The following is a 26,998-nucleotide window of genomic DNA, read 5'->3' as shown; positions in this document are numbered from 1 at the left end:
TATGGGAAAATCCCTTGTTATTGTGGAATCACCAGCCAAAGCAAAAACGATTAATAAATATCTTGGCAAAGATTTCGTGGTTAAATCAAGTGTCGGTCATATTCGTGATCTGCCCGTGAGTGGTAGCAGCCAACGAGCTGAAAAAAACACAAAAGATACAAAAAACAAAGTAGAGAAAAAAGTTAAACGTTCTGAAAAACAAGCCTTAGTTGATCGTATGAGTGTTGATCCATATAACGGTTGGAAAGCACATTACGAAATTTTACCGGGCAAAGAAAGGGTGGTTTCTGAACTTAAAAAATTGGCTAAAGACGCTGATATGATCTATCTCGCAACCGACTTGGATAGAGAAGGAGAGGCAATAGCTTGGCATCTTAAAGATGTTATTGGTGGCGATGAGAGTAAATACCGTCGTGTTGTTTTTAACGAAATCACCAAAACAGCAATTAAAAACGCTTTTAATGAACCATCAATGCTTGATATGGATCGAGTCAATGCTCAACAAGCACGCCGATTTATGGATCGGGTTGTGGGCTTTATGTTATCACCGCTACTTTGGAAAAAGGTTGCACGTGGATTATCAGCAGGTCGTGTTCAGTCTGTTGCGGTGCGTTTAGTGGTTGAACGTGAGCGCGAAATCCATGCTTTTATTCCTGAAGAGTATTGGGATCTTTATGCTGATTTAACGACTGCTCAAAAAGAACAATTAACATTACAGGTCACCAATTACAAAAACAAAGCGTTCGAACCAAAAGATAAAGTTGCGATTGATATAGCCTTAGCTGAGCTTAATAAAAACCAATATCATGTAACAAACATTGAGCAAAAACCAACCAAAAGTAATCCTACTGCACCGTTTATTACTTCGACTTTGCAACAAGCCGCTAGCACGCGTTTAGGCTTTGGTGTTAAAAAAACGATGACATTAGCGCAGCGATTGTACGAAGCTGGTTACATTACTTATATGCGTACTGACTCAACCAATTTAAGTCAGGATGCATTGACAATGGTACGCGATTATATTGGTAAGAATTTTGGTGATAAATATCTACCAACGTCAGCCAATGTATATAGCAGCAAAAAGAATTCTCAAGAGGCACATGAGGCTATCCGTCCATCTGATGTCACCATTCTTGCCGAAAAAATTAGTGATATTGATGCTGATGCTTGTAAATTATATCAATTAATTTGGCGACAATTTGTGGCATGTCAAATGACATCGGCTGAATATAACTCAACTACCATTACAGTCCAATCTGGCGATTTTACCTTAAAAGCAAAAGGTCGTACATTGCGCTTTGATGGTTGGACTAAAGTACAACCGCAACTAGCCAAAAGCAATGAAGATAAAATATTACCGCCGTTATCAGTTAACGACAAACTCGATTTAATCAGCTTAAATCCAAATCAACACTTTACCAAACCGCCTGCTAGGTATAACGAAGCATCACTGGTTAAAGAGCTTGAAAAACGTGAAATTGGTCGCCCATCGACTTATGCAACCATTATTTCGACAATTCAAGATCGCGGCTATGTGCGTTTGGAAAATCGTCGCTTTTATGCAGAAAAAATTGGTGAAATTGTTACTGATAGACTCAGCGAAAACTTTAATGATCTGATGAGTTATGATTTTACCGCACGTATGGAACATGCATTGGATGAAATTGCCCATAAAAAACAAGAATGGCGCGAAGTACTTGACCAGTTTTTCAATGATTTTAGTCAGCATCTTGAGGTTGCCGAACAAGCGCCTGATAAAGGTGGTATGCAACTAAATCCATTAGTGTTAACGCCTGAAATTAAATGCCCTAATTGTAGTCGTGAAATGGGCATTAAAACTGCGGGTACAGGTGTATTTTTAGCATGTTCAGGCTATGCGTTACCGCCTAAAGAACGTTGCAAACAAACCATTAACTTAATTCCGGAGCACGAAACTTTAAATATTTTGGAAGAAGCTGAAACAGCCGAAACCGAAGCATTAAGAGCACGTAAACGCTGTCCAAAATGTCATACAGCCATGGATAGTTATTTGCTTGATAACGAACGTAAATTACACATATGTGGTAATAATCCAATTTGTGATGGTTCATTAATTGAAAAAGGTAACTTTAAAGTAAAAAGTTACGAAGGACCAATTATCGAATGTGAAAAATGTGGCTCAGAAATGCATTTAAAATCAGGGCGATTTGGTTTATATATGGGCTGTACTAATCCTGATTGTAAAAATACACGTAAGATCTTAAAAAATGGTGATGTTTCACCCCCTAAAGAAGATCCGGTTGATTTACCAGAACTTCAATGTAGTAAATCTGATGCACATTTTGTATTGCGTGATGGTGCCGCAGGTATCTTTTTGGCAGCACATAATTTTCCAAAATCAAGAGAAACACGTGCACCGTTGATTGAAGAGTTACAACGTTTTAAAGATCGCCTGCCAGAAAAGTTTATTTACTTGACCGAAGCACCAAGTAAAGATCCTGACGGTAATCCATCCATTGTTCGTTTTAGTCGTAAAAGCAAACAACAATATGTTACCTCTGAAGTTAATGGTAAATCGACAGGTTGGGTGATGCAATACGTAGATGGCAAATGGATTAATAGTAAAAAATAGGTAATAGCAACTAAACTTTTGTTAAAAAGTTTCAGGAAAGTATATGTTTTAGTATAAAAATAGTTATTATTGTTTGTGCTAGACAGTGAAAAGACTTACCTTACCAATTCTCCCTTTTAAGATGTGATTAAAAGGGAGAAAGCATACAGTTAAAGGAGCTTTTGTTTGTCATGAAATTACAACAATTACGCTATATTGTCGAAGTCGTCAATAACGATCTCAATGTATCGTTAACATCCGAAAAACTGTATACATCTCAACCAGGCATCAGCAAACAAATAAAATTGTTAGAAGACGAGCTTGGCGTTCAGATATTTACCCGAGTGGGTAAGCACCTTTCAGAAGTGACGCCTGTCGGTGAAAAAATTATTGCGCTTGCTCGAGAAATCCTCAACAAATCTAACGATATTAAAATTATTGCCAAAGAATTTAGTCAGCCAAATCAAGGCTCATTAACAATTACCACAACTTATACTCAAGCACGTTATGCCTTGCCTGTTGTGATCCGGCAGTTTATGCAACAATATCCGAATATTACTTTGCATATGGAGCAAGGATCATCACCACAGTGCATATCTCAAGCACAAACAGGACAGAGCGAATTGGCTATTGTGACCGACATTTCACAGCTTAGCGATGATATGATTGCCTTACCTTGCTATCACTGGAACCAAGCCGTGATTGTGATGAAAGATCACCCGCTTGCCAAAAGCAGCTTAATTACAATTGAAGAACTTTCCAAATTTCCGTTAGTTAGTTATGATTTTTCTAACGATGGCTCAGATTTAAATCAAGCTTTCTTGCGAGCTCGTCAGTCGCCTAATATTGTTTTTAGTACAACAGATGCAGAGTTAATTAAAACCTATGTTAAGTTGGGAGTAGGCGTTGGCATTGTCGCAAAAATGGCGGTGAGTAATACTTCAGATGATGATTTTGTTGTATTGAATGCTGGCCATATATTCCCCTACAGCACAACCTATATCGTTTTTGCGCGTTCGTTATTTTTACGTAGTTATATGTATGATTTTATTCAGCAGTTTTCACCACATTTGCATCGACAAACTATCGATAAACTCATGTTATGTGAAAATAATATCGAAGTATTAGCTATGTTTAATGGGGTAAAATTGCCTGTGTACTAAGTGAATTTATTTTTCATCATAATAAAAAAGATATAAAGGAAAGTGCGATATGATTCGCACTTTGATTATTTTTATTATTTATGCCTTGCTTTTAAAATGCCAATCACATCTTGTAGTGACAGATTTTGATCTTGGAGTAATACTAATAAATGATAAACCAAATCCGCAGATTCATTTTTTAACTCTTCTCGATCATGAACTGTCGCAGCAAGGGCGGTTTCAACACCTTCTTCTCCCACTTTTTGGGCAATACGTTTAGTGCCGTCATGATACAGTTTTGCTGTATAGGATGATTTAGGATCGGCATTTTTGCGTGCTGCAATTAATTGCTCTAATTCAAACAAAAATCCCCATTCGCTTTTAGCATTAGCAAAGCAACTATTTGTACCAGTATGGCATGTTGGACCAACAGGATTTACTAAAATCAGTAACGTATCATTATCGCAATCAGCGGAAATACTCACTACATTTAAAAAGTTGCCAGACGTTTCGCCTTTAGTCCAAAGGCGTTGTTTGGTGCGTGAATAAAAAGTGACTTTACCGCTACTTTGTGTTTGAGCTAATGCATCTTGATTCATATAACCCAGCATTAGTACATCGCCAGAAACATAATGCTGAATAATGACCGGCATTAAATGATCTACTTTTTGCCAATCGAGTTGCTGTAAATCTAATTTTATATCGCTATTTTGAGTTAACATAATCGAATTTCTACTCCATTGTGAGCTAAATACTGTTTAAGTTCGCTAATATTGATAATTTGTTTATGAAACACCGAGGCCGCTAATGCACCATCAACATTGGCTTCTTTAAAGGCTTGTAAAAAATGATCCATGGTGCCAGCACCGCCTGAAGCAATAAGTGGTACATGACAAACCTCACGAATTGCTTTAAGTTGATCAAGATCATAGCCATTACGTACGCCATCTTGATTCATCATGTTTAATACAATTTCGCCGGCACCACGTTTTTGAACCTCTTTTACCCAATCAAGTGTGTTCCATTTTGTGGCAACGGTGCGTTTTTCATCACCAGTAAATTGATAAACGTGATAATTGTTTGATTCTTTGTCATACCAAGTATCAATGCCAACAACAATACACTGCACACCATAACGATCTGCAAGCCTTGTAATTAAAGAAGGGTCAGCAAGTGCAGGGGAGTTAATTGAAATTTTATCAGCGCCAAAGGTTAATATTTGCCCTGCATCATCAATCGTTTTAATGCCGCCAGCTACACAAAAGGGGATATCAATAACTTCGGCCACTTTTGCAACCCAACTTTTATCGACTACTCGTCCATCTGACGAAGCAGTAATATCATAAAAAACGAGCTCATCGGCACCTTCTTGCGCATAGCGCTTTGCTAAAGGGACAATATCACCAATAATTTCGTGATTTCGAAATTGCACACCTTTAACCACTTGACCATTACGAACATCTAAACAAGGAATTATCCTTTTTGCCAACATGAAATTGCCTCCTGAACAGTAAATTTGCCTTCGAGTAAAGCTCGCCCTACAATTACGCCTGCAACGCCGCTATTGGCAAGTGCTTTAACATCGTCTAATTGACCTATACCGCCAGATGCTTGAAAAGCAATTTGTGGGTATTTTTGACTGATTTCTTGGTACAACTTAATATTCGAACCACTGAGCGTGCCATCTTTCGAAATATCAGTACAAAGCACATGTTTCAATCCATAAGGTAGATAATCCTCAATCACTTGTTCTAATGTCTGTTTTGAGTCTTCTTGCCAACCATGAATCGCCACATATTTATTGCCCTTAGTATCAATGCGCACATCCAGTGCTAATACCAATTTTTCAGCGCCGTATTTTTTAAACCATTGTTTAACTATTTCTGGTTGCTTGATGGCGGTTGACCCAATTACCACGCGAGCAGCACCGGCTGATAATAATGATTGTATGTCTTTCTCAGAGCGAATTCCGCCTCCAACTTGGATAGGAACTTGTACGCCATTAATTAACGTTTGTATTAATGAAATTTGACGAGCATTAGGATCTTTTGCGCCGGTTAAATCTACCAAGTGCAACAGCTTAGCACCTTGCTTTTCATAGTCTTGTAAGCGCAAAAGTGGATGATTGCCATAATCACGTTTTTGCTCATAATCGCCTTGGTGCAATCGCACCACGCTACCATCAATTAAATCAAGCGCAGGGATAATCATTGGATAAACTGCCATTGTTACATCTCCAAAAAGTTTTTGAGCAATTTTGCACCGGCTGAGCCAGAACGCTCGGGATGAAACTGCACGCCGTAAAAGTTTTCTTTTTGTACGGCTGCGGTAAAGCTTTCGCCGTAATTGGTTTCTGCTATTGTTGCTGAGCATAGTGGCATCGCGTATCCATGTACAAAGTAAAAATAAGCACCATCAGGAATATCTCTAAATAGATGATGACCTGCTTTTGGGTAGACTTGATTCCAACCCATATGGGGTAGTGGTAATCCACAATCAGGAATTTCAATCACTTTTTCATTAATTATGCCAAGTGTATGCACATGTCCTTCATTACTATAATCAGCTAAAAGTTGCATGCCAAGGCAGATCCCTAATACAGGTTGAGTACAAACTCTTATCAGTTCGATTAAATTACGCTCTTCTAATTTTTGCATTGCAGATGAAGCCGAGCCGACACCCGGTAAAAATAACTTGTCTGAATTCAATACCACATCAGGATCAAGACTAATAATGGGCTGATAGCCAAGCCTTTCTATTGCATATTTCACCGATGAAAGATTGGCGCAACCAGTATCTAAAATGACAATGTTCATTTATAGCACTCCTTTTGAGCTAGGAAGTCGATCACTTTCAATTTTAATTGCTTGCTTTAATGTGCGCGCAAAGGCTTTAAACAAGCTTTCAATTTTGTGATGATCATTATTGCCTTCGGTTTCAATATGTAACGTAATAGCCATAGCATAACTCAATGAATAAAAGAAATGCTCAACCATTTGTGTACTCATATCGCCTACTTTTGGGTGAGTAAACTCCGCTTTAAATTTAAGATAAGGGCGGCCTGAAATATCCATTGCACATTTTGCTAAACACTCGTCCATCGGAATTACTGATGCATAGCGAGTAATGCCGCGTTTATCGCCGAGTGCTGTTTTTAACGCCTCGCCCAAGGCTAGTCCTGTATCTTCGATGGTATGGTGATCATCAATATGCAAATCACCATCGACTTGGATATTGAGCTTAATTCCGCCGTGAGTGGCAATTTGGTCAAGCATATGATCAAAAAAACCGATTCCTGTATTGATGTTACTCCCCCCTTGGCGATCAAGCCATACTTCTACTAAAATCTTGGTTTCTTTAGTATTACGCTCAACTTTAGCATAGCGATCTGCGGTGGTTAACCGCTGAGCGATTTCAAGCCAGTTTAACTGTTCAGGATGATATCGTAACCCTTTGATTTGCATATTTTCAGCTAACTGAATATCAGTGACCCTGTCACCAATAACGTAACTATTTTGTTTGTCCAATTTACCACTAGTAAGATAAGGTAACACTAATTGGATTTTAGGTTTACGACATTCGCAGTTATCCTCGGGAAAGTGAGGGCAAATTAGCACATCTTCAAAATTAATGCCTTGCGATTTAAAAATCTGCATCATTAGATTATGCGGCCCATCAAAATCTACTTGTGGATAGCTTTTAGTACCCAGTCCATCTTGATTGGTCACCATCACCAATTTATAGCCAGCGGCTTGCAATTTAAGAAGCGCAGGGATCACATTCGGTTCAAAAGCCAGCTTATCAAAACGATCAACTTGAAAGTCAACTGGAGGTTCGGTAATTAATGTGCCATCTCGATCAATAAATAAGTATTTTTGTAACATTTTTGCTCCTATTTTATTGCTTTAAGCGCCGAAAGAACTGCCTCGCACTCTGCTTGAGTACCAATGGTGATTCGAATCATATTGTTTTCCCCAATCGACTTGCTTTGATCGCGTAAAATAATCCCTTTATTCCATAAGATATTAAACACGTCCTTATTATCTTGAAACTTCACACATAAATAGTTGGAAGAACTCGGATAAACTTTTTCAACAACTGATAACTGTGCTAGCGAATTGGCAAATTTTTCTTTTTGTTTGTTCAAATTGATTACATGCAACTTCATGGCATTAATGCCATCTTTACTCAGAGCTTGTGCTGCAATATCGGCCACGGGCGTAGCGAGTGGATAGGGAGCAATGACTTTTTGTAATGCATCAATTACTGGTTTATTTGCGATCGTAAAACCACAACGTAACCCCGCTAAAGCAAATGCCTTTGATAGTGTACGTAACACCACTAAATTAGGGTAGTTAGCAAGCCAACTCACCACCGTTGAGTCGGGGGAAAACTCAATATAAGCCTCATCAATCACCACTAAAGCACGATTGTTGGCAATATTGAGCAACGCCTTAATATCCTCAGGATCAATTAAGTTACCCGTTGGATTATTTGGTGAACAGACATAAATCAGTTTAACGCTATCAAGATGCTGCTCAATACGCTTAAGATCAAGCTGCCAATCGGCTTTGGTTGGGACTGTTTTGGTTTTTATGCCTAACGTTTCAGCACTTACTTGATACATGCCATAAGTTGGTGGACAGTACAAAATGCTGTCTTTTTCAGGCTCGCAAAATGCACGCATTAATAATTCAATAGCTTCATCAGCGCCACGGCTAACAATTAATTGATCGGGTTGTACACCAGCATATTGAGCATAACGCTGAATCACCTTTTCTGGTTGTGGTTCAGGGTAACGGTTTAAGGTTTGTTCGGTTAATTCGAAATGTGGTGCGACGGGGTATTCGTTGGCATTGAGCCACACATCGCCATTACCACCAATCCGACGGGCGGATTGATATGGCGTTAGTTTCTGAATATTTTTTCTGACTAATTGATTGATATCCATGTTATCCACCTATTTTTAACCCATTGAATTTAATGCCGCAAGGCGCAAAGTAACCGCTTGTTTATGGGCGGTCAGTTGTTCGGCTTCGGCCATAAGTTCAACTGCATTTCCAATTGCTTTTAAGCCTTCTGGTGATAATTTTTGTACTGTCATTCTTTTTTGAAAATCGGCCAGCCCAAGACTAGAATAAGTTGCGGTATAGCCATAAGTTGGCAGAACATGGTTAGTTCCAGAGGCATAATCACCAGCCGATTCTGGCGACCAATTACCCAAAAATATGGAACCTGCGCTGGTGATCTGTTCAACTAATTCATCGGCATTGGCGGTTTGAATAATTAAATGTTCAGGTCCATAACGGTTACTAATAGCCACGCATTCATCCAAGTCTTTTGTTACAATTAGTCGGCTTTCTTGTAATGCCTTTTCAGCAATACTTTGGCGTGATAGCGTGCTTAATTGTTTATCCACTTCTTGCGAGACCGCTTGTGCAATAGTTTCATCAGGTGTTAACAACACCACTTGTGAATCAGGACCGTGTTCAGCTTGTGAAAGTAAATCAGCGGCAACAAAAGCAGGATTAGCCGAACTATCAGCAATCACTAGCACTTCAGACGGACCTGCAGGCATATCAATCGCAGCACCATCAAGTCGCTGGCTAATTTGTCGTTTAGCCTCGGTAACATAGGCATTGCCCGGACCAAAGATCTTATCCACTTTAGGAACAGACTCGGTGCCTAGTGCCATTGCGCTAATCGCTTGTGCACCGCCTAATTGATATACTTCGCTGACACCACACAAGTCTGCTGCATATAAAATTTCGTCAGCAATAGGTGGCGGTGAACATAAAATCACCTGACGACAACCAGCAATTTTAGCGGGTATTGCAAGCATTAATACCGTTGATAACAAAGGCGCTGATCCCCCCGGAATATAAAGCCCAACCGAATCAATTGGTCGAGTAACTAGCTGGCATTCTACCCCCGGCATTGTTTCAAGCTTAATGGTCTGTTTTACTTGAGCTTGGTGGAACTTTTCGATATTCGCAACTGCCAATTGCATTGCTTGTTTTAATTCAGGCTTAACGCGGTTTGCGGCGGTGTTGATTTCCTGTTTGGTGAGTTTGATCTGCTGAATTTGGACTTTATCAAATTTGCTACTTAGTGCTTTTAATGCCTTATCACCATCTTGTTTAACTTGTGCCAAAATATCTGCAACAGCTTTGCTAATCGAATCAGAGGCTGTAATTGCTGGACGCGTTAATAGTGCTGTTTGTTGTTCATTTGTACATTGTTGCCAATAAGAGAGTTTCATATTATTACTCCATCATTTTTTCAATTGGTAATACAAGAATTGAGCTTGCACCTAACGCTTTTAGGTTTTCCATCGTTTCCCAAAAAAGCGATTCACTGCTCACCATATGTAGTGCAACCCGATTTTGCTCGCCAGTTAAAGGCAAAATGGTAGGATTTTCAGCACCGGGTAATAGTGCAACAATATCATCTAACACCTCGGTAGGGGCATGGAGCATAATATATTTTGATTCACGAGCTTGAATAACCCCTTGAATACGCGTCATGATTTTATCGATTAACGCCTGTTTTATTGGTGACATGTCGCCTTGACGTTGAATTAAGCAGGCTTTTGATTTATAGATAACTTCGATCTCTTTAAGACCGTTTGCTTCAAGTGTTGCACCGCTAGATACTAAATCACAAATTACATCAGCCAGTCCCGCACGTGGTGCAACTTCGACCGAACCATTAAGTAAGCAGGTTTTAAAGGTAACATTATATTGTGCCAGATAACGGCGGAGCAGATGAGGGTAAGTGGTGGCAATACGCAGGTCATTTAAACACTCAGGACCAGAATACTCAAAATCACGCGGGGCGGCGATCGACAACCGACATCCACCAAAATCAAGCGCGCGCAGTTTTATAAATTGTGGATCTTCGCCTTCGGCTTGCCTATCTAATACTTCTTCCTCTAAAACATTTTCGCCCACAATCCCAATATCAACAACGCCATCAATCACTAGCCCGGGGATATCATCATCACGAACGCGCAAAATATCGATGGGCATATTTTCGGCAAAAGCGATCAAACGTTGTTCTTGAAGGTTTATTTTAATGCCACATTGGGCAAGTAGCTTTTTTGACTCATCACTTAAGCGACCTGACTTTTGCATTGCAATGCGTAAACGCGAATTATCCAACATATCTTTCTCCAAAGTTATCTAAAAATTTATAAACCACAAACAAAAAACCCTCGGAAGTTTGATCTTCCGAGGGTTCTCTGCTTGCTTTTGCGATATCACCGGAAGATCAATGTCTTCCAGCACCAATCGCCCGAAGACTATTCAGGAATGATGGTGATGATGATGTGTACTAATAGCATTAGTAATAAAAACGCAAAAACAATTCATAAAAATAAAAAACCTTTAACTGAGTTGATAATTAAAGCTACTGAACAAAATATAACAGAATTTGTTTATTCGCAACTAGTTTTTTATTTAAAATAGTCAGCGTGATTAGCTTAACAACTTCAAAACAGCAGTACAGCTACACAATTTTGACGTCTAATTTAATTTATGTTATTTATATTCAATAAATTATATATAGAATATTGAAAGGCTTAGTCATCATGTTACACCCTTATTACCATAATATTGAAGTATACCCTTTTTTATGGGCGCTAATGTTTCCCTTTTTCTATTTGGTTTATTTGCTTTCTACTATTATTGTTTATACTAAATTAAATAAAAAAGTAAAAATCGGCTTTATGATTATAGTGGGTGCGTGGTTGGTATACATTTTTCCCCCAACTGATATTCATTTTTTCTTGTTTTCGTTAACTGGAGCGCTCTTTCCAGTTGGTCTTCGTTATTGCCAAATGCACAAAAAACACTACCAAGGCATAAAACAAAAGTTAAATCTTGCCGTTGTTTATGCTGTATTACCCTTATTGGCAACCTTTTTTTGGCCGATTTATATTGGAATGCCGATGCTTATTGAATACTGGAACAGCCTCCCAAGTAGCGAATGCAAGCAAAATGGACGTTTGATTTCATTGGCGAATGATGCGGTTTATCGTCTTTATCCCCAACATAGTCGGGGTAATGAATTTTGGGTAAATATGACAGATGTTACAACTAAAGAGTTTTGTGACAAATTTTCAGCAACAGAACCGAAGCCCGTTGTTGAACTGTCATATTCCTTTAAAAAAATGTGCAGGCATCCTGAAACGCCGAATCAAAAAGCATACTGCGATAACATAAAACAAGGTGAGATCTTGTTATCAGATGTTACAATCAAAGCAACCAACAATATGGCCCCTAGTCATCGAATATGGCCAGATTTACAAACAAAACTAAACGAAGACTTAAACAAGCAACTAACACAAGGCAACACCGACTTAGCGCCACTTGATTATCATCATCTTAAAAACTACAAAGAGTTTGATGATGGCGTTGCTTTATATGTTTCTTATGATCGAAATAAATACAACAAAATCTATAATATAATCATAAACAATCCGAATTGGCTCCATCCACAAAAAGAACCTTTTACTCTTTATTGTAATCTTAATTATGAAGGTAACCAATATTGCCGTGCTGTCTACCTATATCAAAAAAATGCGTATATTGATTACACCTACGATTTAACCGAAACACAAAAAGATGAATTCACAATTACCCCCCAAAACTACAGTCAGTCTTACATGGACAAACAAATAGCCGCAGCCCAAAAAGCCCATCAAATTGTCACATCAATTTTTGAGGAAATGCGAATAGAACAATAAAGGTAATAGTTTCGGACGTCGCTATTTTGAACACTAAACTACAAACGTCCGAAACCGCTGCATCTAATCCACTATAACCACCACAAACAAAAAAGTCTTTATTTTCATCCAAAAATCGGTCAGAAAAGGTATTGATTTTATTAAAGTTTTTATTTGGTTGTTTTTAGCCCAAAAACACTACCAAAACCGTTTTCCAAAGCATGCCACCAAAAGCTTAACTCTATCTTCTTAATAAAACTTTACAAATTTTTAACAAAAAAAGTAGCGCATTATTAATCAACCGGTTATAATTTAAGCGCTTTTAAAGCAAGGAAATGCTCGCTAATTGAGCAGTCAATTATAAAAAACTGAAATAAAACAAAAATTTACTTGACAGGATAATCGAAATGCGCTATCATGTTTGGCATCTGGCATCTGGCATCTGGCCTGCCAAACCTACGCCCTAAATCTTTTTCAATTTCATCGTAGTCGAAATCAGACTCCATTCTTATTTTTATCACCGAAGTTATCGAGCTCATCGCGCTTGGCGAGGTCGTCGGGGTTAAGTTTTTTATTTAGCTTACTTAGCTTTTCTAATTTTTCTATCTTACTTAGATTACCTAGATTCTCGTTGTTCTTTGTGCTGTTGTTGTCATACACACAGTGTTCTGTGGCATTAACGGCATATACATCAAGGTATATTGAGGGTAGTGCGCCATACTTAACGTTCGACGGTGGTCAGACAAGGGCAACATCAACGGATAGTTTGTTGTCTATTAAGTTGCAGGATGGCCAAGTAATCACACCATCAACTAATACATCAAGTATAGCAAATCCGATAGTTTTGCCTTATGTGGGGAGTACTTTGGGTAATATAGAGACATTAGTTCCGTCATCGGTGAGTTCAGTGAGTTTAAGTGATTTGATCACTAGATATAATTATTGGCGTGATGATGATGGAGATGAACTGGATACAAATGGTGTTATGGCATCGGGGAGTCTATCGGTATCATTTACGGATAATGATGGTAATACAGTAAGTCGTAGTGATGCATTAGATAAATGTAAGGCTCCTTATAGGGTAACATTAAGTAGTGCAAGGGGATATTTACAAACACGGTACGGAGTTCCTAATAGAACCAATTTTAGTGATCAGACGGTGACATATTATGTTAATCCGTATGGTAGGGGGCCTAGCGTTTGTTACTTTGTGAGTCACGCAAGGCCGAATCTTGGTAATGGCAGAGATAATTACGCCGGTCCATCTAACATATGGAATCCTGATAAGGGGTTTTTAACTCAGTCTAATGATTCATTATTTTACGACCGAAATTTTCCTACAACGGGTGCTGATGGTTTGTATTTTGATTTGCTCATAGATGGGGTTGATGCGAGTCAGTTGACATGGTCTCCGGTCACTTGGGGGGGAATAACAGCTACAGTGACAAGTGTTACACCTGGTGATAGTTGGCTTCCTAATGTTGAAAGGAGAAAAACTGTCGCACGTGTTAAGTTAAGTGGTCCTAGTGCTGATAGTACTCAGATAGAGTCAGATAATCCTAGTTCACTAATTGTACCATTTTTGCCGCTGACATTTGAGTTGGTCGGTAAAGATAGTCGAGGTAATGAGGTGAGGTATGGATTTGTGTTACAGAAGTGGTTCGTCCATCGGGGTAATAAAGCTGATACTCAGCCTAACCAATCCACTTGGTGTAGTCGTTTGGGTTATCGTTTGTCAGATACCAAGGATTTAACTAACTCGGTGAAAACAAGTAGTCCTTCTATTTCTGGCGCCTTACCATCCTCATCTGGTAATTATTATAAGCGTCACATAGGTGCTGGTTTTTTCACGGAGTGGGGCTACATGCGTCATTACGCCGATGCGGGCTTCACCTCCTACTATTGGACAAGCGATCCTGCAGGTCGTCGCTTCTTTTATATCTACTCTAGTGGCGGTAACATCCACATTCCAAACTACAATGACAACAGAAGCTGTATTTGCACCACACCTTAGCTTTTATTTCTTAGTCCTTAATTCTTTAGGCTGTGTGGGTGATTAAGGTGCCAATAAAAGGATTAGCTAACGAAGAACAGCGCCCCAACAGTTGGGGCGCTGAATCAATAAAATTAGATGTCATTTAATGATGAATATAAAATAAATAAGAATAACCAAGCAGTTGGTGGTAAGGATAAGTGTTTGCTGTGTACTTTGACACAGTAGTGTTAATTCAACTAATGGAATCTATTAAATCCTTGGTATAATACGCCTAACAGTAAAATTAACACTGCTAGCACAATACTTATTCATCACCCAAGATTTTCAACCTAAAATTTTCACGCAAACTTGCTGATAAAAAGGAAGAAAGTAAAGGAATACGGTTAAATCAGCGACATACACATCTTAGGTTACAACCTTCCAACTAAGATGCGAATGTTTTTGATTTAATTATATGAAAATACACCAACTGACTTGATCCTAAAAACATAGTTAAAAAACTACACGATAACCCACAAAAAATAATATAGCAAAAATCGGTTGGAAAAGATATTGATTTTATTGGGTTTTTTTTGTTGTTGTCTTTTAAGCTTAAAAAACGCTAGTTTTACCTATTAATATTCCCTATTTTTAGATAACACACTAAACCGACCGCTCCCCAACAATGCTAAACTGAGTGCTGTTAGCGCCATAAAAGCAGGATACTCCCAACCGCCACCAGCATTACTAAATGACCAGCCATTCACCGAGTGAATAAAAGCAATAACAACCATTTGAATTACGGTTAATGAACTAACAATGCGAGTTAAGATGCCTAAAAGCAATAATAAGCCGCCGCCAATTTCAAATACCATCGTCAAATAACCAACAAACCCCGGAAAGCCAATTGATTCAAAGTATTGTGCTGTACCTGTTGGAGTAAAGACGAGTAGTTTGGTTAATCCGTGCGCCAAGAACATGACACCTAATGCAACTCGTAACATGAGTGAGGCTAGATCGGTTTGATATTGTTTCATTTTATTTTTCCTGTAAGTTAATTATTGTGATTGATTAGCACTATTTGTTTATCTTAATAGTTATTTTTTTATAGATAAATAAGCTATTATGTGACTTATTGTCATAATAAGTGGAACAATTGTTTGGTAGGTGAAGGCAGATGGATAGATCTAATAAATTACTAGAAATGATGGTCTTTGTGACGGTGGTTGATTGTAATAGCTTTGTTGATGCTGCGGTTAAGTTAAAGATGTCTAAGCAAGCGGTGTCACGTTACCTTCAAGCGTTAGAAGATCGCTTGCAAGTACGGTTATTACAACGAACCACTCGCAAAATGGTTATCACTCTTGAAGGGCAAACTTTTTATTTGCAAGCTAAAGCCATAATTAATGCTACTGCAGAAGCAGAAAACAGCCTCACTTTAGATCACGCAAGTCCACAAGGTATACTTCGAGTTAATGTGCCCGTTAGTTTTGGAATTTTACATTTAGCGCCTTTATGGCAAAAATTTATCGATAAGTACCCTAAGATTGAGCTAGATATTACGCTGTCAGATCGTGTAGTTGATCTGCTTGAAGAGGGCTACGACCTTGCTGTTCGAATTGGTCGGTTAGAAAACTCCTCGCTAATTAGTCGTAAACTGGCAACCACGCAAATTATAGTTGCCGCTTCGCCCGATTATATCGCTAAATATGGCATGCCGAATGATCCTGATGATTTGTTCAATCATAAAATTGTGATGTATAGCCAATGGGCTAAAAAGGAGCAATGGCATTTTTATAAAGATAATATTGATCTGTCGGTTAATTTAAAGGCGAATATCTATTGTAATAATGGTGATACTTGTCGTCAGATTATGTTACAAGGGGGCGGTATTTCGTTGCAACCTGATTTTATTATTGGTCAAGATATTAAAATAGGGCGGTTGGTGCGTGTTTTGTTGGATTATAAAGTTGAGGATTTGAACATTTATGCGGTTTACCCAAGCCGTAAATTGTTACCACTCCGAACGCGTTGTTTAATCGATTTTTTGATTAGTGAGCTAAAAGATTATCAATGGTCAGTTAGTTGAAAAAACAACAGTGATTGTTTGAATTATTTTTTAAGTTCATATAATTTATATCAAAATTATGCAGATATTGTTAGGCTATTTTGGATTGTAAAAAACGGACAAAATAATGATGCATATAATATATTGAAAGCAGGAAGGTTATAATGAAAGGATTTATTTTTATTCTTATTTTTTGTCTTTGTGGTTGTGCACATAAGCAAGTCAAAATTTTGCCAACCAATGACACTATTATAAAATTAAAAGTAGATGAAAACACCGGTATTATTGCCGAGTCTGAACAATACTCATACCAATTTACTCATCCTGATGCGTTAAAAAAACTGAAAAATTATCGTGATTTTTTAGCCGAATATAAAAATGATGTTGAAAGTGTATCCATCATTTTTTATCAAGATAATTTAGATGGCGAAATTACTGCTCAGTATATCAATTTTATCCCAGAAAATAAGAGATTAAGTGATAAAAAGTTACTCGAAAAGTATAAATCAAATGTGATTTTGAAAAATGGTTATTATCAAGTGTTATTTACAACACAAGGGAATGTTTATAAGCAAGCCAATACATTGTCTGATCAATATTTATTGCCAAAATCAATAACTGTATTAGTTAGAGCAAATCACGAGATAGATTCGGATCTTGATATCAAAGGCGATGTGGCTGGATTGATTATATTTCCAATTTTTGTTCCACTGATAATGGTTGGTTGTTTAATAGGCCGTTGTTAAAGGGTCTATCATATTGACTTATTTAACATTAATTTTATACTGTTATATTAAAATACTGACTATTGATAGATGAAGATTTTGACTAACTTGCTTAATTGTCTCCTTTTTCCCATACGCAAACCTAATTTTTGTCAGTTAGAGCAGTGTTTACGGCATAAAACTATTATTATTACAGGGGCGAGTTTTGGGATTGGTGAAGCTTTGTGCCATCTTTTATCCGATATTGAGTGTCAACTTATTTTGGTAGCTCGAACTGCAGATAAATTACAATTAATTGAGCAATCGTTATCTAACAAAAAAGCAAAAATCGATCTGTTTTGTGCCGATTTGCGTGATGTTGAACAGTTAGATAGTTTTATTGCTTATTTAGCGTCTTACCATGTTGATGTATTTATTAATAATGCTGGCATATCTATTTGCCGTCCAATTATGCAATCACTAGATCGTATGCATGATTTTGAAAGAACCATCAAGCTAAATTATTTGGCACCGGTCAAATTGTGTTTGGCGTTAATTCCTAAATTACAACAATCTAAAGGGCACATTATTAATGTGTCGGCTATAAATGTGCTGTTAGCGCCAACAGTTAATTGGGCAGCTTATCAGGCGTCTAAAACTGCTTTTGATCAGTGGCTACGCTGTGCCAGTAGTGAGCTTGAAAACCGGCAAATAAAAGTTTCTACAGCTTATTTGCCTTTGGTTAAAACCCGAATGATAGCGCCAACCAAAATCTATAAAAAACTACCTGCACTGCAACCCTGTCAAGCAGCAACCATTATTAGCCGTTTGCTTGTTAGCCAAAAACGTCAATATAAACCATGGTGGGTTATTATTGGACAACTTGCTTCAGTTATTTTTAATGGCGTATGGTGCAAATTAAATTCTTATTATATTAAGAAAAAACAATGATAAAATCGATTCTAGCCTTGTATAAAACGCAATTGTTGACTTTTAAAGGTATTTGGCATTTATTAGCTAGTATTCGCCTTGTCGGTATGAATTTAATGGCTTTACTTTATGTTCGTCAAAAGCTTTGCCCTGAGCAAATTGCGATTAACGAAGATGGTGTTTGCATTAATTACCATACGCTTTATTCTCAATCTCAACATTTGGCAACGCAATTAGCGATGTATTGTGGTATTAAACCTCATCAAAAAATTGCTATTATCGCAAGTAATCACGTTAATCTTGTGCATACAATATTTGCCGTTGCAAGGCTTGGCGCTGATATTTATCTATTAAATACGGAGTTATCGGCAACACAACTTAATGATATTAACAATAATGTACAATTTGATTGGATTATTCATGATCCAGAAATCACCAATCTGCCACCCATCAAAGCATTGCCGACTTACCATGAAAGTAAACAGTCCGTTTATTCCTTGTTAACTGCCTTACCGCTAATGCATCAAACTAAAATTAAAGTGACACACTTTTCAAAAATAACTGTTTTAACCAGTGGCACGACAGGACGCTTTAAAATAGCTGGTCGTAGTAGTAAGGCGCAAAATTTTATGAGTCCTTTTTTCCAATTGCTAATTAAATTGAATCTTAGTCATTATAAAAAAATCTATATTGCAACGCCGATTTATCATGGTTTTGGGATAGCTACTTTATGTATGTCAGTATTGTTAGGTGCTACCATGTTTTTAACCAAACGATTTGAAGCTTCAAAAGCGTGCCAATTAATTTCTTACAATAAAATCGAAGTGGTTACATTAGTGCCATTAATGTTAAATCGAATGCTAACATATTCCGAAGATCAACTTAAAAGCTTACGTTGTATTATCAGCGGTGGCGCTCCCATTACAGCAACGTTGGTTAAACAAGCTATAAATTGTCTTGGTAAGATTTTGTTTAATTTATATGGAACATCAGAGGCAGGTGTTTGTATGATTGCCACCCCAGAGGATTTAGCCATCGAGCCAACTACAATTGGTAAACCACTTAGAGGTCTTTGTGCTAAATTAGTGACAAAAGAAGGGCGAAACGAGCTCTATATCAAATGTGCTTGGTCAACACTAGGTAATCGTTGGATAGCAACAGGAGACTTAGCCGATAAGGATACTAATGGGTATTATTATCTACAAGGTCGAGTAGATGACATGATTGTGTCTGGTGGCGAAAATGTGTATCCGTTTGAACTAGAGCAAAGCTTACTGTCGCATCCCGATATAAAAGATATCGCCATCATTAGTGTTCTTGATACAGAATTTGGGCAACGGTTAGTGGCTTTTGTTGTTTTAGCATCTAATACCAAAATAACCGAAACAGTACTAGTTGGTTGGTTAAAGTCTCAAGTTGCCCGTTATCAAATGCCGAAAAAGATCGTCATTATCGATCAATTACCCATGACAGGGATTGGTAAAGTTGATCGGAAAAAACTCGCTCAATTGTATCTGTCTTCTTAACCATATTTTGTGCTTGATGCTATTGAATTAGTTGTCCACACTGTTCATCGTGAACTAAAAGCAAGCAGGTATTGCTTGATAATACGGCTTGCTGTAATCGCTGTTTGTTTTGTTCATTAAGATCGTTAATGCAAGCAACGATATAACTACAAGTTTTGCTTCGTAAAGCCTTTTCTATCGTCGATATTAAATTTTCATTTTTTAAATTACTTAAATGGACAACTTTTTGTTTGTCTAGGCCAGCAGTATTGATCCATGAACGTTTTAACATTGGACGATCTGATAACCATAATTGCCATTTTTTGGCTTTATTCAATGATTTTAATAAAGGTCGCTGTTGTTGTAATAGTTGTTGGAAAGGAGATTCAAAGTGAATAGCCATAAGTTGTTGCGATGAATGTTCAATTAACATAATAACCTCAATACTGTTTATATATACAGTGTATATTAATACAGTATTTTGGCGTTGTAAACTCTATTTATGATTATTTTTTGTATTATTTACAATTGAATTATCTTAAGAACGTAAATATTGATACGATAAAATACCTAAAAATGTCATTAAAACTGAACCAATTACATGGATCAATATTGTTGCTAAGCCCCAAGATATTCGACCTTCTTGTAAAAAGTTAACAATTTCAGCTGAAAAGGTTGAAAAGGTTGACAACCCACCGCAAAAACCAGTTATGACAAGTAAACGCCATTCGGCAGAAAGGTTAGAGTGGTTAAAAAAGGCAATAGCAAAGCCAATAATATAACCTGCAACTAAATTAGACAGTAGTGTGCCTAGTGGAATTGCAAAAGCGATAATATTCAATTTAAGCGATAAAAACCAACGCAATAAACCACCTGCCACAGAGCCGATTGAAATGGCTAAAATTAGTTTTAACATAATAATGTATCCTTGCCCATACACTGAAATAGAAAGTTACTTTATAAAAGTGAGATAAGAATTTGTTATCGATATTAATAGTAATTGATCAATAAATATATAAAACGATCATACCAGTAGAAAATAGAAATAGGAAATTCTAATCAGATTACGATAGAATATTCAATATTAAGAATAATTGAGGTATATATATGTTTACGGGTATTGTGCAAGGCGTTGGTCAGATTATTGATATTGTAGATAAAGATAAATTAAGGACGTATAAAGTCAAATTACCCAATAAATTAATGTATCACCTTGAAATTGGTGCATCTGTTGCCAATGATGGTTGTTGTTTGACAGTGACAGGTTTTGGGCAAGATTGGGTGTCGTTTGATATTATGCAAGAAACCTTAGCATTAACTACATTAGGTGATAAAAAAATCCAAGATTTTGTCAATATTGAACGTAGTGCTAAATATGGCGATGAAGTTGGTGGGCATATTATGTCTGGTCATATTTCTTGCACAGCAACGATTGTTAATATTGAAAAAACTGCAACCAATTGCCAAATGACGTTACAGTTACCACCACAATTTAGCAAATATGTATTATACAAAGGCTTTATTGGCATCGATGGCGCTAGCTTGACAGTTGGCGAAGTTAGCGATAATTGCTTTCATATTCATCTAATCCCCGAAACACTTGCAATTACTACATTAGACGCTAAAAAAGTTGGAGATAAAGTTAATATCGAAATCGACTCACAAACTCAAGCGATTGTTGATACCGTTGAGCGAGTATTAGCAACAAAAAATTTGCATTAATTAAATCATTAAAATGCCAAGCTGAGACTTATTTTAAAACCTAGAATAAAGGGTTTAAAATAGTTAAGAACGAGGAATTGAATATAGATAAAACTGCAATCCCTCCACCTTGTGAGGTGAAGGGATATTTTGTTATTTTGACAATGTTCTTGGGTTAGGTCCGTATTGGTTTTCACCTGGAGTTGGTTTTATTATTAAACATGCAATTATTATAGCTCCTGAACAGAGAAGATAAACAAAGCACCACAGACCACTTTGACCTATATCATGTAATCGTCTAACATTGTAAGACAATGTTGCAAGAAAAGTGGTGATAAAAATCAACATTACACAGAGCCCTAGTAAAGCTGATGGTAATATATTGTCCAGATTGAATAGCAATGAAAAAGAGAGGTACATTACTATAAATTGGATAAGAAGAAAAAATCCAAATTCACTACGAGTTGAACGTCCTTTATAACAAAATATTTTTTTATAGCCATCAAGCCATGAATTAATTGCTTTACTTAACACTTAATACTCCTTATTTATTAAAAGATTCGCAACAATATAATAAATTAAGCTTTATTTCAAATTCTTTATATTGACAAAATTGATTAATTTAAGAAAAATGCTATCCGATTTTTATGAAATGTTTTTATGTAGTTAGATTTTAGCTATTTTAAAATGCTATGACTGCATTACAAAATTTTGTCGTGATTAAATCCTAAACCAACTAAAACATCATAGAAAAAATCCCAATAAATACGCCATCTTTTATCATTATTATTTCAACATATTCTTTTTCCCGTTTTCTTCAATTACATCTAATTCCAGATTAATCTGGAAAAAAATGTCATCGTCTTATTTATTTAACTAATTATACTTTAAAGCATAGAGTTATAAATGTATTGCGACAAAACATGAAAAAGGAGTTTGGTAATGGAAAGACAAATAGAGTTACTGAAACTACTTTTTAAAGAGTCTGAATTTAGACCAGCAGCCTATTTTAGTTTAAAGTTATCCATTTCGACCAAAACCATTTATTTTGACATTGAGAAATTAAATGATCAGCTATTAACCGTCCCAAATAGCGATATTTATATCGAAAAATCCCCCCGCAAAGGCTTAATACTGAAGGGAAATAAAGGCTGTATTGATTCGGTCATTGGTTATTTAGAGCAAAACAATAGTCATGGCTATTTTAATAAAAACTCACGTCGATTAACACCGGAATATCGTCGATTAGATATTGTAAAACGTTGTTTATTAAATCAAGAAAATGTCTCATTAGAGCAGCTCTCTGATGATTATATTGTAAGTAAAACATCGCTACATAAAGATATTGAGTTTATTAACCGTTCATTAGCATCTGAAAATGTCTTACTAAATGTCACGCATAAAACCATTGTTGTAGAGGGTAAAGAAAACCAAATTCAACGCGCAATTAAGCATTTTTTATTGTTATATATTCATAAACAAGACAGTTATTATCTTAATCAACTCATGAGGTCATTGATGGATGATGATTCTTTTGAGCAAATTAGCCAATTATTATTTGAACATTACGAATCAATCGTTCAGCGATCCTCTGAATATTATTTATTATCATTATTGATATCGATAGCAATACAATTAAAACGGTTAACGCTAGGTTATACCATCGATGAAGAAGATGATTTTTTATTTAACCATATCCGTTATATGCAATCGTATTTGATTGCATCCGATCTTGCTCAACTGCTTGAGGTTACGTTTAACATTGAGTTTTCAACGAATGATATTAAATATCTCAGTAAGTTGTTTTTTGCACATCGAATTATCGATGAATCGGTAAAAGTTGATGATAGTTTTTATGAACAAATCATCCGCAAGATTATAAGAAAAATTGGCGAAATTGAAGGAATCGATTTATCGAAAGATAGCAAATTGTTCCATTCATTGTTATCTCACTTTCCACCCATGATTACCCGTTTGCAAAAACAAATACGTATTATTAATCCGATATTAAAAGAAATAAAACACGAATATTCAAAATTATTTAGTGTATTGTGGTATGCACTTTCTGATTTAGAACGTAAATTTGATATTTGTTTAAACGATCACGAAATCTCATTTTTATTGATTCATTTTCAAATTGCGTTAGATAAAGCTGCTGATGCTAATAATATTGTGATTGTTTGCCAATATGGTTGCTGTTCATCAAATCTAATTCTTAATAAAGTTCGAAAAATATTACCATCTAAAGATAATATTGAGGTTTATTCGATTTCAAAATTGACATCGACCAATCTTAGTAATGTTGATTTATTTATTACTACACTTGATATCAATAATCTGAATAAGCCAGTTGTTAAAATATCTTCACTGCTAAATACTAATGACTACCAAAATATTATTCAGGCATATGCCAATTATGTCTTAAATAAACAATCTGATTTTTCTGAAAAACAGAATTGTTATCCATCCATGGCAAAATTTGTTGATCCTGACCTTATTCAATTAAATGTCAATATTGATAATAAAAATGAATGTCTTAACAAATTAATACATCGTCTTGAAGATAAAGGTTATGTCACTTCTCACTACCGCGATTCTGTTTTACAGCGCGAAGAAATAGGCGACACGGCTATCGAAAATGGTATCGCTTTACCTCATGGCTCACCGATGTTTGTGACTAAATCTAGTATATCCATTATGACCTTACGCAAACCCATCAAATGGGGTGTTATTGATGTTAGCGTGATTATTATGGTTAGCCTTTCTGAAAAAAACATTAATAGTATCAATGAAGTATTTACTGAAATTTACGAAATTGTTTCGAACAAGCATGCTATATCAGCATTAAAAAATATCACCAGCTTTAAACAACTAAAATTATTTTTGGATAATCAAAGAGGAATCAAAAATGTACTTTGATAAACAGCTATGCCTTTTAAATATCGAGGCATTAAATCAAGAACAAGTTCTCACGCAGATGGCACAAATGTTATTTAGCAATGGGATAGTTAAACAAGATTTTTTAGACGGTATTTTACAAAGAGAACAACAATATCCAACTGGTTTATTGGTTAATTCTGTTGGGTTTGCTTTGCCACATACGGATTCATCAAGAGTTAATCAATCACAAATTTGTTTTGCATCATTAAAACAGCCAGTCATTTTTAGATGTATGACTGATGAAAACGAAAAAATTCCCGTCAAATTTATTTTTATGCTTGCCATGAAACAACCTCATGAACAAGTTGAAAATTTACAAAACTTAATAGGCTTATTTCAAAATGAACAACAAATAAAATTATTGGAACAATGTCATTCAATTAACGAATTTATCGCTATTTTAAATGTAGCTGGTGTGAAATAGAAAGTTAACTTTTATAAAGGAGTCCTAAAATGGATAGTGTGATTAACATTTTTCAATGGCTAATAAATTTAGGAGGGGTAGTATTTTTACCTATCATTATCTTTATTATCGCCTTATTTTTTAGAGTGCCGTTTTCCAAAGCGATTATGGCCGGTATTACTGTCGGTATTGGTATAGTCGGTTTAGGTTTAGTGATCACGTTATTGTCTGACACTTTAGGTGTTGCAATTCAAAAAATGGGGGAACAATACGGAACATCATTAAGCATCATGGATATTGGGTGTGGAGTAGGTGGACCGTTGGCGTTTTCAACTACGTTAGGATTACTGCTTATTCCTATTTCGTTGATAATTAACTTTATCTTTATTTCACTCGGTTGGACGCGCACTTTAAATGTTGATATTTGGAATTTTTGGTTTGCGATATTCTTAGGACTAGTGGCTTATTCAGTAACGGGATTTTATTGGGTAGGGATTATTGGATGTATCACGGCTGTTATGTTGCAATGGTTCTTAGCCGACTTATTACAAAAACCGATAAGTTCATTTTTTGGCTATCCAGGTATTTCAATTACTCACTTAATGGCCTTGTCGGGCGCTGTTGTGGCAATTCCTTTAAATTGGATCTTTGATCGTATTCCTGGATTTAATCAATTAAATGCCGATTCAGAAACTTTAACCAAAAGGTTCGGTATTTTTGGTGATACGGTCGTTATTGGTTTAATTATTGGTTTAGTTGTGGGAATTTTAGCTGGTTATGATGTTCCGCAAATCGGTAAGCTAGCAATTTCAACTGCGGCAATTATGAAAATAATGCCCAAAATGGTTGCCATGTTTATGGAAGGTTTACTACCGGTTGCTGAAGCTGCTCGAGAATTCACCAGTAAAAAACTTAATGGCAAGCAAGTTAATATTGGTATGGATGCGGCATTAACGGTTGGACATCCCGCTGTTATGGCAACGGCATTAATTATGGTTCCGGTTTCACTCCTATTAGCCTTAATCTTGCCGGGTAATAAAGTGTTACCTTTTGGTGATTTAGCCTTCTACGCTTTTGGTATCTGTTTGATGGTTCCGTTTTTTAAAGGAAATATTGTTCGATCAATTATTGGGGGCACAATTTATTTAGTGATTTGCCTATATATGGCAACTTGGCTAGCGCCGGTTATTACCGATGTATTTCATTTAGCTAACTATGATGTGGGCACTGCGGGCATTGTCACAGTTATTTTATGTGGTTTATGGCCAGTCACCTTATTTGTGTTGTTATTAAACTATCTTGGTTATATCGGATTGATAGGTTTAGCTCTAGTGATTTTATGCTCGCTAATTTATATCAATAAAATCAAAAAAATCGAAATGTACTAAAAGGAACATGATTATGAAAAAATTACTCATTATGTGTGGTGCAGGGCATGCAACATCAACTATTGCTGTTAGTAAAGTGACTAAATGGCTAAATGATGAAAAATTAACAGAAAGTGTCAAAATCTATCAATCAAAAATAGCCGATGAGTTAAATAAAATAGACACATATGACGTAGTTATTAGCACTACCATCGTACCAGAATCAATTAAGGGTAAAGTTATAAATGGTTTAGCTTTGTTGACTGGCGTTGGTTTAAACGAATTTTTTGCTGAACTAAAAAAGCGTTTAGCCATCTAGCATTATCAAATTAAATAAGGTGTATAAAACTAAGCCCCATTTACATTGCTATTTAGCCCAACGGCAAACAAGTAAATGGGGCATATAAACAAGGAATAATACCAATATGAACATTTATCACCACGCCATAAAAATTGAAACGGTATCTGGTCGACACTCTTATCACGATATTACTAATGAATTAAACCAATTTATTGCACAATCAAATATCCAAAATGGTCAACTGACCATCGCCACAACGCATACGACATGTTCACTTTTTTTTGATGAATGTATGCACGACACCAATTTTTTTGGTGACGAATATTTGCATGTTGATATTAATAATGTGTTAGAGCAGATTGTTCCTAAAATGACTAGCGAAAATCAATACAATAGCCCTGGACCAAAGCATATTGAGTTTGGTTTAAGTCTAAATGATCCCAATTATCCTGCTAAAAAATGGGTAATGCTTAATACCGATGCTCATATCAAATCATCGCTATTTGGTAGTTTTTCATTGGTATTAATCATCAAGAATGGCAAGCCTCTTATGGGCGAACTTGGGCGAATTTATTTTGTTGACTGGGATTCATTACGAGAAAGAACCCGCAATGTTAATTTTATGTTGATGGGCTGTTAATAAA

The 26,998-nt window shown here is 36.3% G+C and carries 26 protein-coding genes and 1 other annotated feature; of the genes, 14 read left to right on the top strand and 12 right to left on the bottom strand.

The window, feature by feature from the left end; genetic code table 11:
• The first annotated feature begins 1 nt into the window (after window position 1).
• Together topA and cysB are read left to right on the top strand one after the other, a co-directional pair.
• On the top strand, window positions 2-2,611 hold the full coding sequence (topA, locus tag GA0061081_RS03625; protein WP_091347145.1) for a type I DNA topoisomerase: 2,610 nt from the start codon (window positions 2-4) through the stop codon (window positions 2,609-2,611).
• Between the two features lie 170 nt (window positions 2,612-2,781).
• On the top strand, window positions 2,782-3,753 hold the full coding sequence (cysB, locus tag GA0061081_RS03620) for an HTH-type transcriptional regulator CysB (protein WP_091347143.1): 972 nt from the start codon (window positions 2,782-2,784) through the stop codon (window positions 3,751-3,753).
• Window positions 3,754-3,827: 74 nt separating this feature from the next.
• Here the strand turns inward: cysB and hisIE are convergent, their stop codons facing one another.
• From hisIE to hisG, 8 genes are read right to left on the bottom strand one after another with little or no spacing between them, the layout of a single operon-like run.
• Window positions 3,828-4,454 carry a bifunctional phosphoribosyl-AMP cyclohydrolase/phosphoribosyl-ATP diphosphatase HisIE gene (hisIE, locus tag GA0061081_RS03615; protein WP_091347141.1) on the bottom strand — a complete coding sequence of 209 codons (627 nt, stop codon included), beginning with the start codon at window positions 4,452-4,454 and terminating at the stop codon, window positions 3,828-3,830.
• Complete coding sequence (hisF, locus tag GA0061081_RS03610) at window positions 4,448-5,224, bottom strand: imidazole glycerol phosphate synthase subunit HisF (protein ID WP_091347139.1); 777 nt, start codon at window positions 5,222-5,224, stop codon at window positions 4,448-4,450. Before hisF ends, hisIE begins: the two co-directional genes overlap by 7 nt.
• Window positions 5,206-5,943, bottom strand: coding sequence for a 1-(5-phosphoribosyl)-5-[(5-phosphoribosylamino)methylideneamino]imidazole-4-carboxamide isomerase (hisA, locus tag GA0061081_RS03605; protein WP_091347253.1), 738 nt, complete (start codon window positions 5,941-5,943; stop codon window positions 5,206-5,208). The genes hisF and hisA overlap by 19 nt, the downstream gene beginning before the upstream one ends.
• Window positions 5,944-5,960: 17 nt before the next feature.
• Window positions 5,961-6,548 (bottom strand): imidazole glycerol phosphate synthase subunit HisH, encoded by a 588-nt coding sequence (gene hisH, locus GA0061081_RS03600; protein WP_091347137.1) that lies wholly within the window; start codon window positions 6,546-6,548, stop codon window positions 5,961-5,963.
• Entirely contained in the window at window positions 6,549-7,616 is a 1,068-nt protein-coding gene (gene hisB, locus GA0061081_RS03595; RefSeq protein WP_091347135.1) for a bifunctional histidinol-phosphatase/imidazoleglycerol-phosphate dehydratase HisB, read from the bottom strand. It abuts the gene before it with no gap.
• An 8-nt stretch (window positions 7,617-7,624) separates the two neighbouring features.
• Window positions 7,625-8,683 carry a histidinol-phosphate transaminase gene (gene hisC, locus GA0061081_RS03590; RefSeq protein ID WP_091347133.1) on the bottom strand — a complete coding sequence of 353 codons (1,059 nt, stop codon included), beginning with the start codon at window positions 8,681-8,683 and terminating at the stop codon, window positions 7,625-7,627.
• Between the two features lie 15 nt (window positions 8,684-8,698).
• Window positions 8,699-9,994, bottom strand: coding sequence for a histidinol dehydrogenase (gene hisD, locus GA0061081_RS03585; protein ID WP_091347131.1), 1,296 nt, complete (start codon window positions 9,992-9,994; stop codon window positions 8,699-8,701).
• A gap of 4 nt (window positions 9,995-9,998) precedes the next feature.
• The gene (hisG, locus tag GA0061081_RS03580; RefSeq protein ID WP_091347130.1) at window positions 9,999-10,898 is read right to left on the bottom strand and encodes an ATP phosphoribosyltransferase; all 900 of its coding nucleotides are present in this window, start codon (window positions 10,896-10,898) and stop codon (window positions 9,999-10,001) included.
• 38 nt (window positions 10,899-10,936) lie between these two features.
• Window positions 10,937-11,061, bottom strand: a sequence feature (His leader region).
• 262 nt (window positions 11,062-11,323) lie between these two features.
• Here hisG and GA0061081_RS03575 point away from each other — a divergent pair.
• Entirely contained in the window at window positions 11,324-12,481 is a 1,158-nt protein-coding gene (locus tag GA0061081_RS03575; RefSeq protein ID WP_091347127.1) for a hypothetical protein, read from the top strand.
• A 400-nt stretch (window positions 12,482-12,881) separates the two neighbouring features.
• Window positions 12,882-14,474 (top strand): hypothetical protein, encoded by a 1,593-nt coding sequence (locus tag GA0061081_RS03570; RefSeq protein ID WP_141683325.1) that lies wholly within the window; start codon window positions 12,882-12,884, stop codon window positions 14,472-14,474.
• Between the two features lie 596 nt (window positions 14,475-15,070).
• Here GA0061081_RS03570 and GA0061081_RS03565 read toward each other — a convergent pair.
• Window positions 15,071-15,472: a DoxX family protein gene (locus GA0061081_RS03565; RefSeq protein WP_091347123.1), complete on the bottom strand. Its 402-nt coding sequence runs from the start codon at window positions 15,470-15,472 to the stop codon at window positions 15,071-15,073.
• 140 nt (window positions 15,473-15,612) lie between these two features.
• Here GA0061081_RS03565 and GA0061081_RS03560 point away from each other — a divergent pair, with 140 nt between their 5' ends.
• The 4 genes from GA0061081_RS03560 (at window position 15,613) to GA0061081_RS03545 (ending at window position 19,663) form a co-directional block, all read left to right on the top strand.
• Window positions 15,613-16,524 (top strand): LysR family transcriptional regulator, encoded by a 912-nt coding sequence (locus GA0061081_RS03560; protein WP_091347121.1) that lies wholly within the window; start codon window positions 15,613-15,615, stop codon window positions 16,522-16,524.
• A 143-nt stretch (window positions 16,525-16,667) separates the two neighbouring features.
• Window positions 16,668-17,249 carry a hypothetical protein gene (locus GA0061081_RS03555; protein WP_091347119.1) on the top strand — a complete coding sequence of 194 codons (582 nt, stop codon included), beginning with the start codon at window positions 16,668-16,670 and terminating at the stop codon, window positions 17,247-17,249.
• Window positions 17,250-17,318: 69 nt separating this feature from the next.
• Window positions 17,319-18,158 carry an SDR family NAD(P)-dependent oxidoreductase gene (locus GA0061081_RS03550; RefSeq protein ID WP_091347117.1) on the top strand — a complete coding sequence of 280 codons (840 nt, stop codon included), beginning with the start codon at window positions 17,319-17,321 and terminating at the stop codon, window positions 18,156-18,158.
• Window positions 18,155-19,663, top strand: a complete 1,509-nt coding sequence (locus GA0061081_RS03545) for a class I adenylate-forming enzyme family protein (RefSeq protein WP_091347114.1) — start codon at window positions 18,155-18,157, stop codon at window positions 19,661-19,663. The genes GA0061081_RS03550 and GA0061081_RS03545 overlap by 4 nt, the downstream gene beginning before the upstream one ends.
• A 19-nt stretch (window positions 19,664-19,682) precedes the next feature.
• Here GA0061081_RS03545 and GA0061081_RS03540 read toward each other — a convergent pair whose 3' ends face one another.
• Window positions 19,683-20,075, bottom strand: a complete 393-nt coding sequence (locus GA0061081_RS03540; protein ID WP_091347113.1) for a SulA-like leucine-rich domain-containing protein — start codon at window positions 20,073-20,075, stop codon at window positions 19,683-19,685.
• A gap of 105 nt (window positions 20,076-20,180) precedes the next feature.
• Window positions 20,181-20,558 carry a fluoride efflux transporter CrcB gene (gene crcB / locus GA0061081_RS03535; protein ID WP_091347111.1) on the bottom strand — a complete coding sequence of 126 codons (378 nt, stop codon included), beginning with the start codon at window positions 20,556-20,558 and terminating at the stop codon, window positions 20,181-20,183.
• A gap of 191 nt (window positions 20,559-20,749) precedes the next feature.
• Here crcB and GA0061081_RS03530 point away from each other — a divergent pair, with 191 nt between their 5' ends.
• A complete protein-coding gene (locus tag GA0061081_RS03530) occupies window positions 20,750-21,364 on the top strand; it encodes a riboflavin synthase subunit alpha (protein ID WP_091347109.1) in 615 nt (204 codons plus the stop codon).
• A 132-nt stretch (window positions 21,365-21,496) separates the two neighbouring features.
• On the opposite strand, the gene GA0061081_RS03525 is transcribed toward GA0061081_RS03530, so the two are convergent.
• The gene (locus tag GA0061081_RS03525; RefSeq protein WP_091347107.1) at window positions 21,497-21,877 is read right to left on the bottom strand and encodes a DUF805 domain-containing protein; all 381 of its coding nucleotides are present in this window, start codon (window positions 21,875-21,877) and stop codon (window positions 21,497-21,499) included.
• 408 nt (window positions 21,878-22,285) lie between these two features.
• On the opposite strand from GA0061081_RS03525, the gene GA0061081_RS03520 reads away from it, so the two are divergent.
• The 5 genes from GA0061081_RS03520 to GA0061081_RS03500 all read left to right on the top strand — a co-directional run bounded on the left by GA0061081_RS03520 (window position 22,286) and on the right by GA0061081_RS03500 (window position 26,994).
• Window positions 22,286-24,262, top strand: coding sequence for a BglG family transcription antiterminator (locus tag GA0061081_RS03520; protein ID WP_091347105.1), 1,977 nt, complete (start codon window positions 22,286-22,288; stop codon window positions 24,260-24,262).
• Window positions 24,252-24,707: a PTS sugar transporter subunit IIA gene (locus GA0061081_RS03515; protein ID WP_085247952.1), complete on the top strand. Its 456-nt coding sequence runs from the start codon at window positions 24,252-24,254 to the stop codon at window positions 24,705-24,707. The genes GA0061081_RS03520 and GA0061081_RS03515 overlap by 11 nt, the downstream gene beginning before the upstream one ends.
• A gap of 29 nt (window positions 24,708-24,736) precedes the next feature.
• Window positions 24,737-26,074, top strand: coding sequence for a PTS galactitol transporter subunit IIC (locus tag GA0061081_RS03510; RefSeq protein ID WP_085247951.1), 1,338 nt, complete (start codon window positions 24,737-24,739; stop codon window positions 26,072-26,074).
• A gap of 13 nt (window positions 26,075-26,087) precedes the next feature.
• The gene (locus GA0061081_RS03505) at window positions 26,088-26,372 is read left to right on the top strand and encodes a PTS sugar transporter subunit IIB (RefSeq protein ID WP_091347103.1); all 285 of its coding nucleotides are present in this window, start codon (window positions 26,088-26,090) and stop codon (window positions 26,370-26,372) included.
• Between the two features lie 106 nt (window positions 26,373-26,478).
• Window positions 26,479-26,994 (top strand): YjbQ family protein, encoded by a 516-nt coding sequence (locus tag GA0061081_RS03500; protein ID WP_091347102.1) that lies wholly within the window; start codon window positions 26,479-26,481, stop codon window positions 26,992-26,994.
• The last annotated feature ends 4 nt before the right edge of the window (window positions 26,995-26,998 follow it).

Origin of the sequence: Gilliamella bombicola (assembly GCF_900094945.1) — a bacterium.
Classification (GTDB): Bacteria; Pseudomonadota; Gammaproteobacteria; order Enterobacterales; family Orbaceae; genus Gilliamella; species Gilliamella bombicola.
Note: the sequence above shows the minus strand (reverse complement) of the source record. Positions and strands in the feature narration are given on the sequence as shown.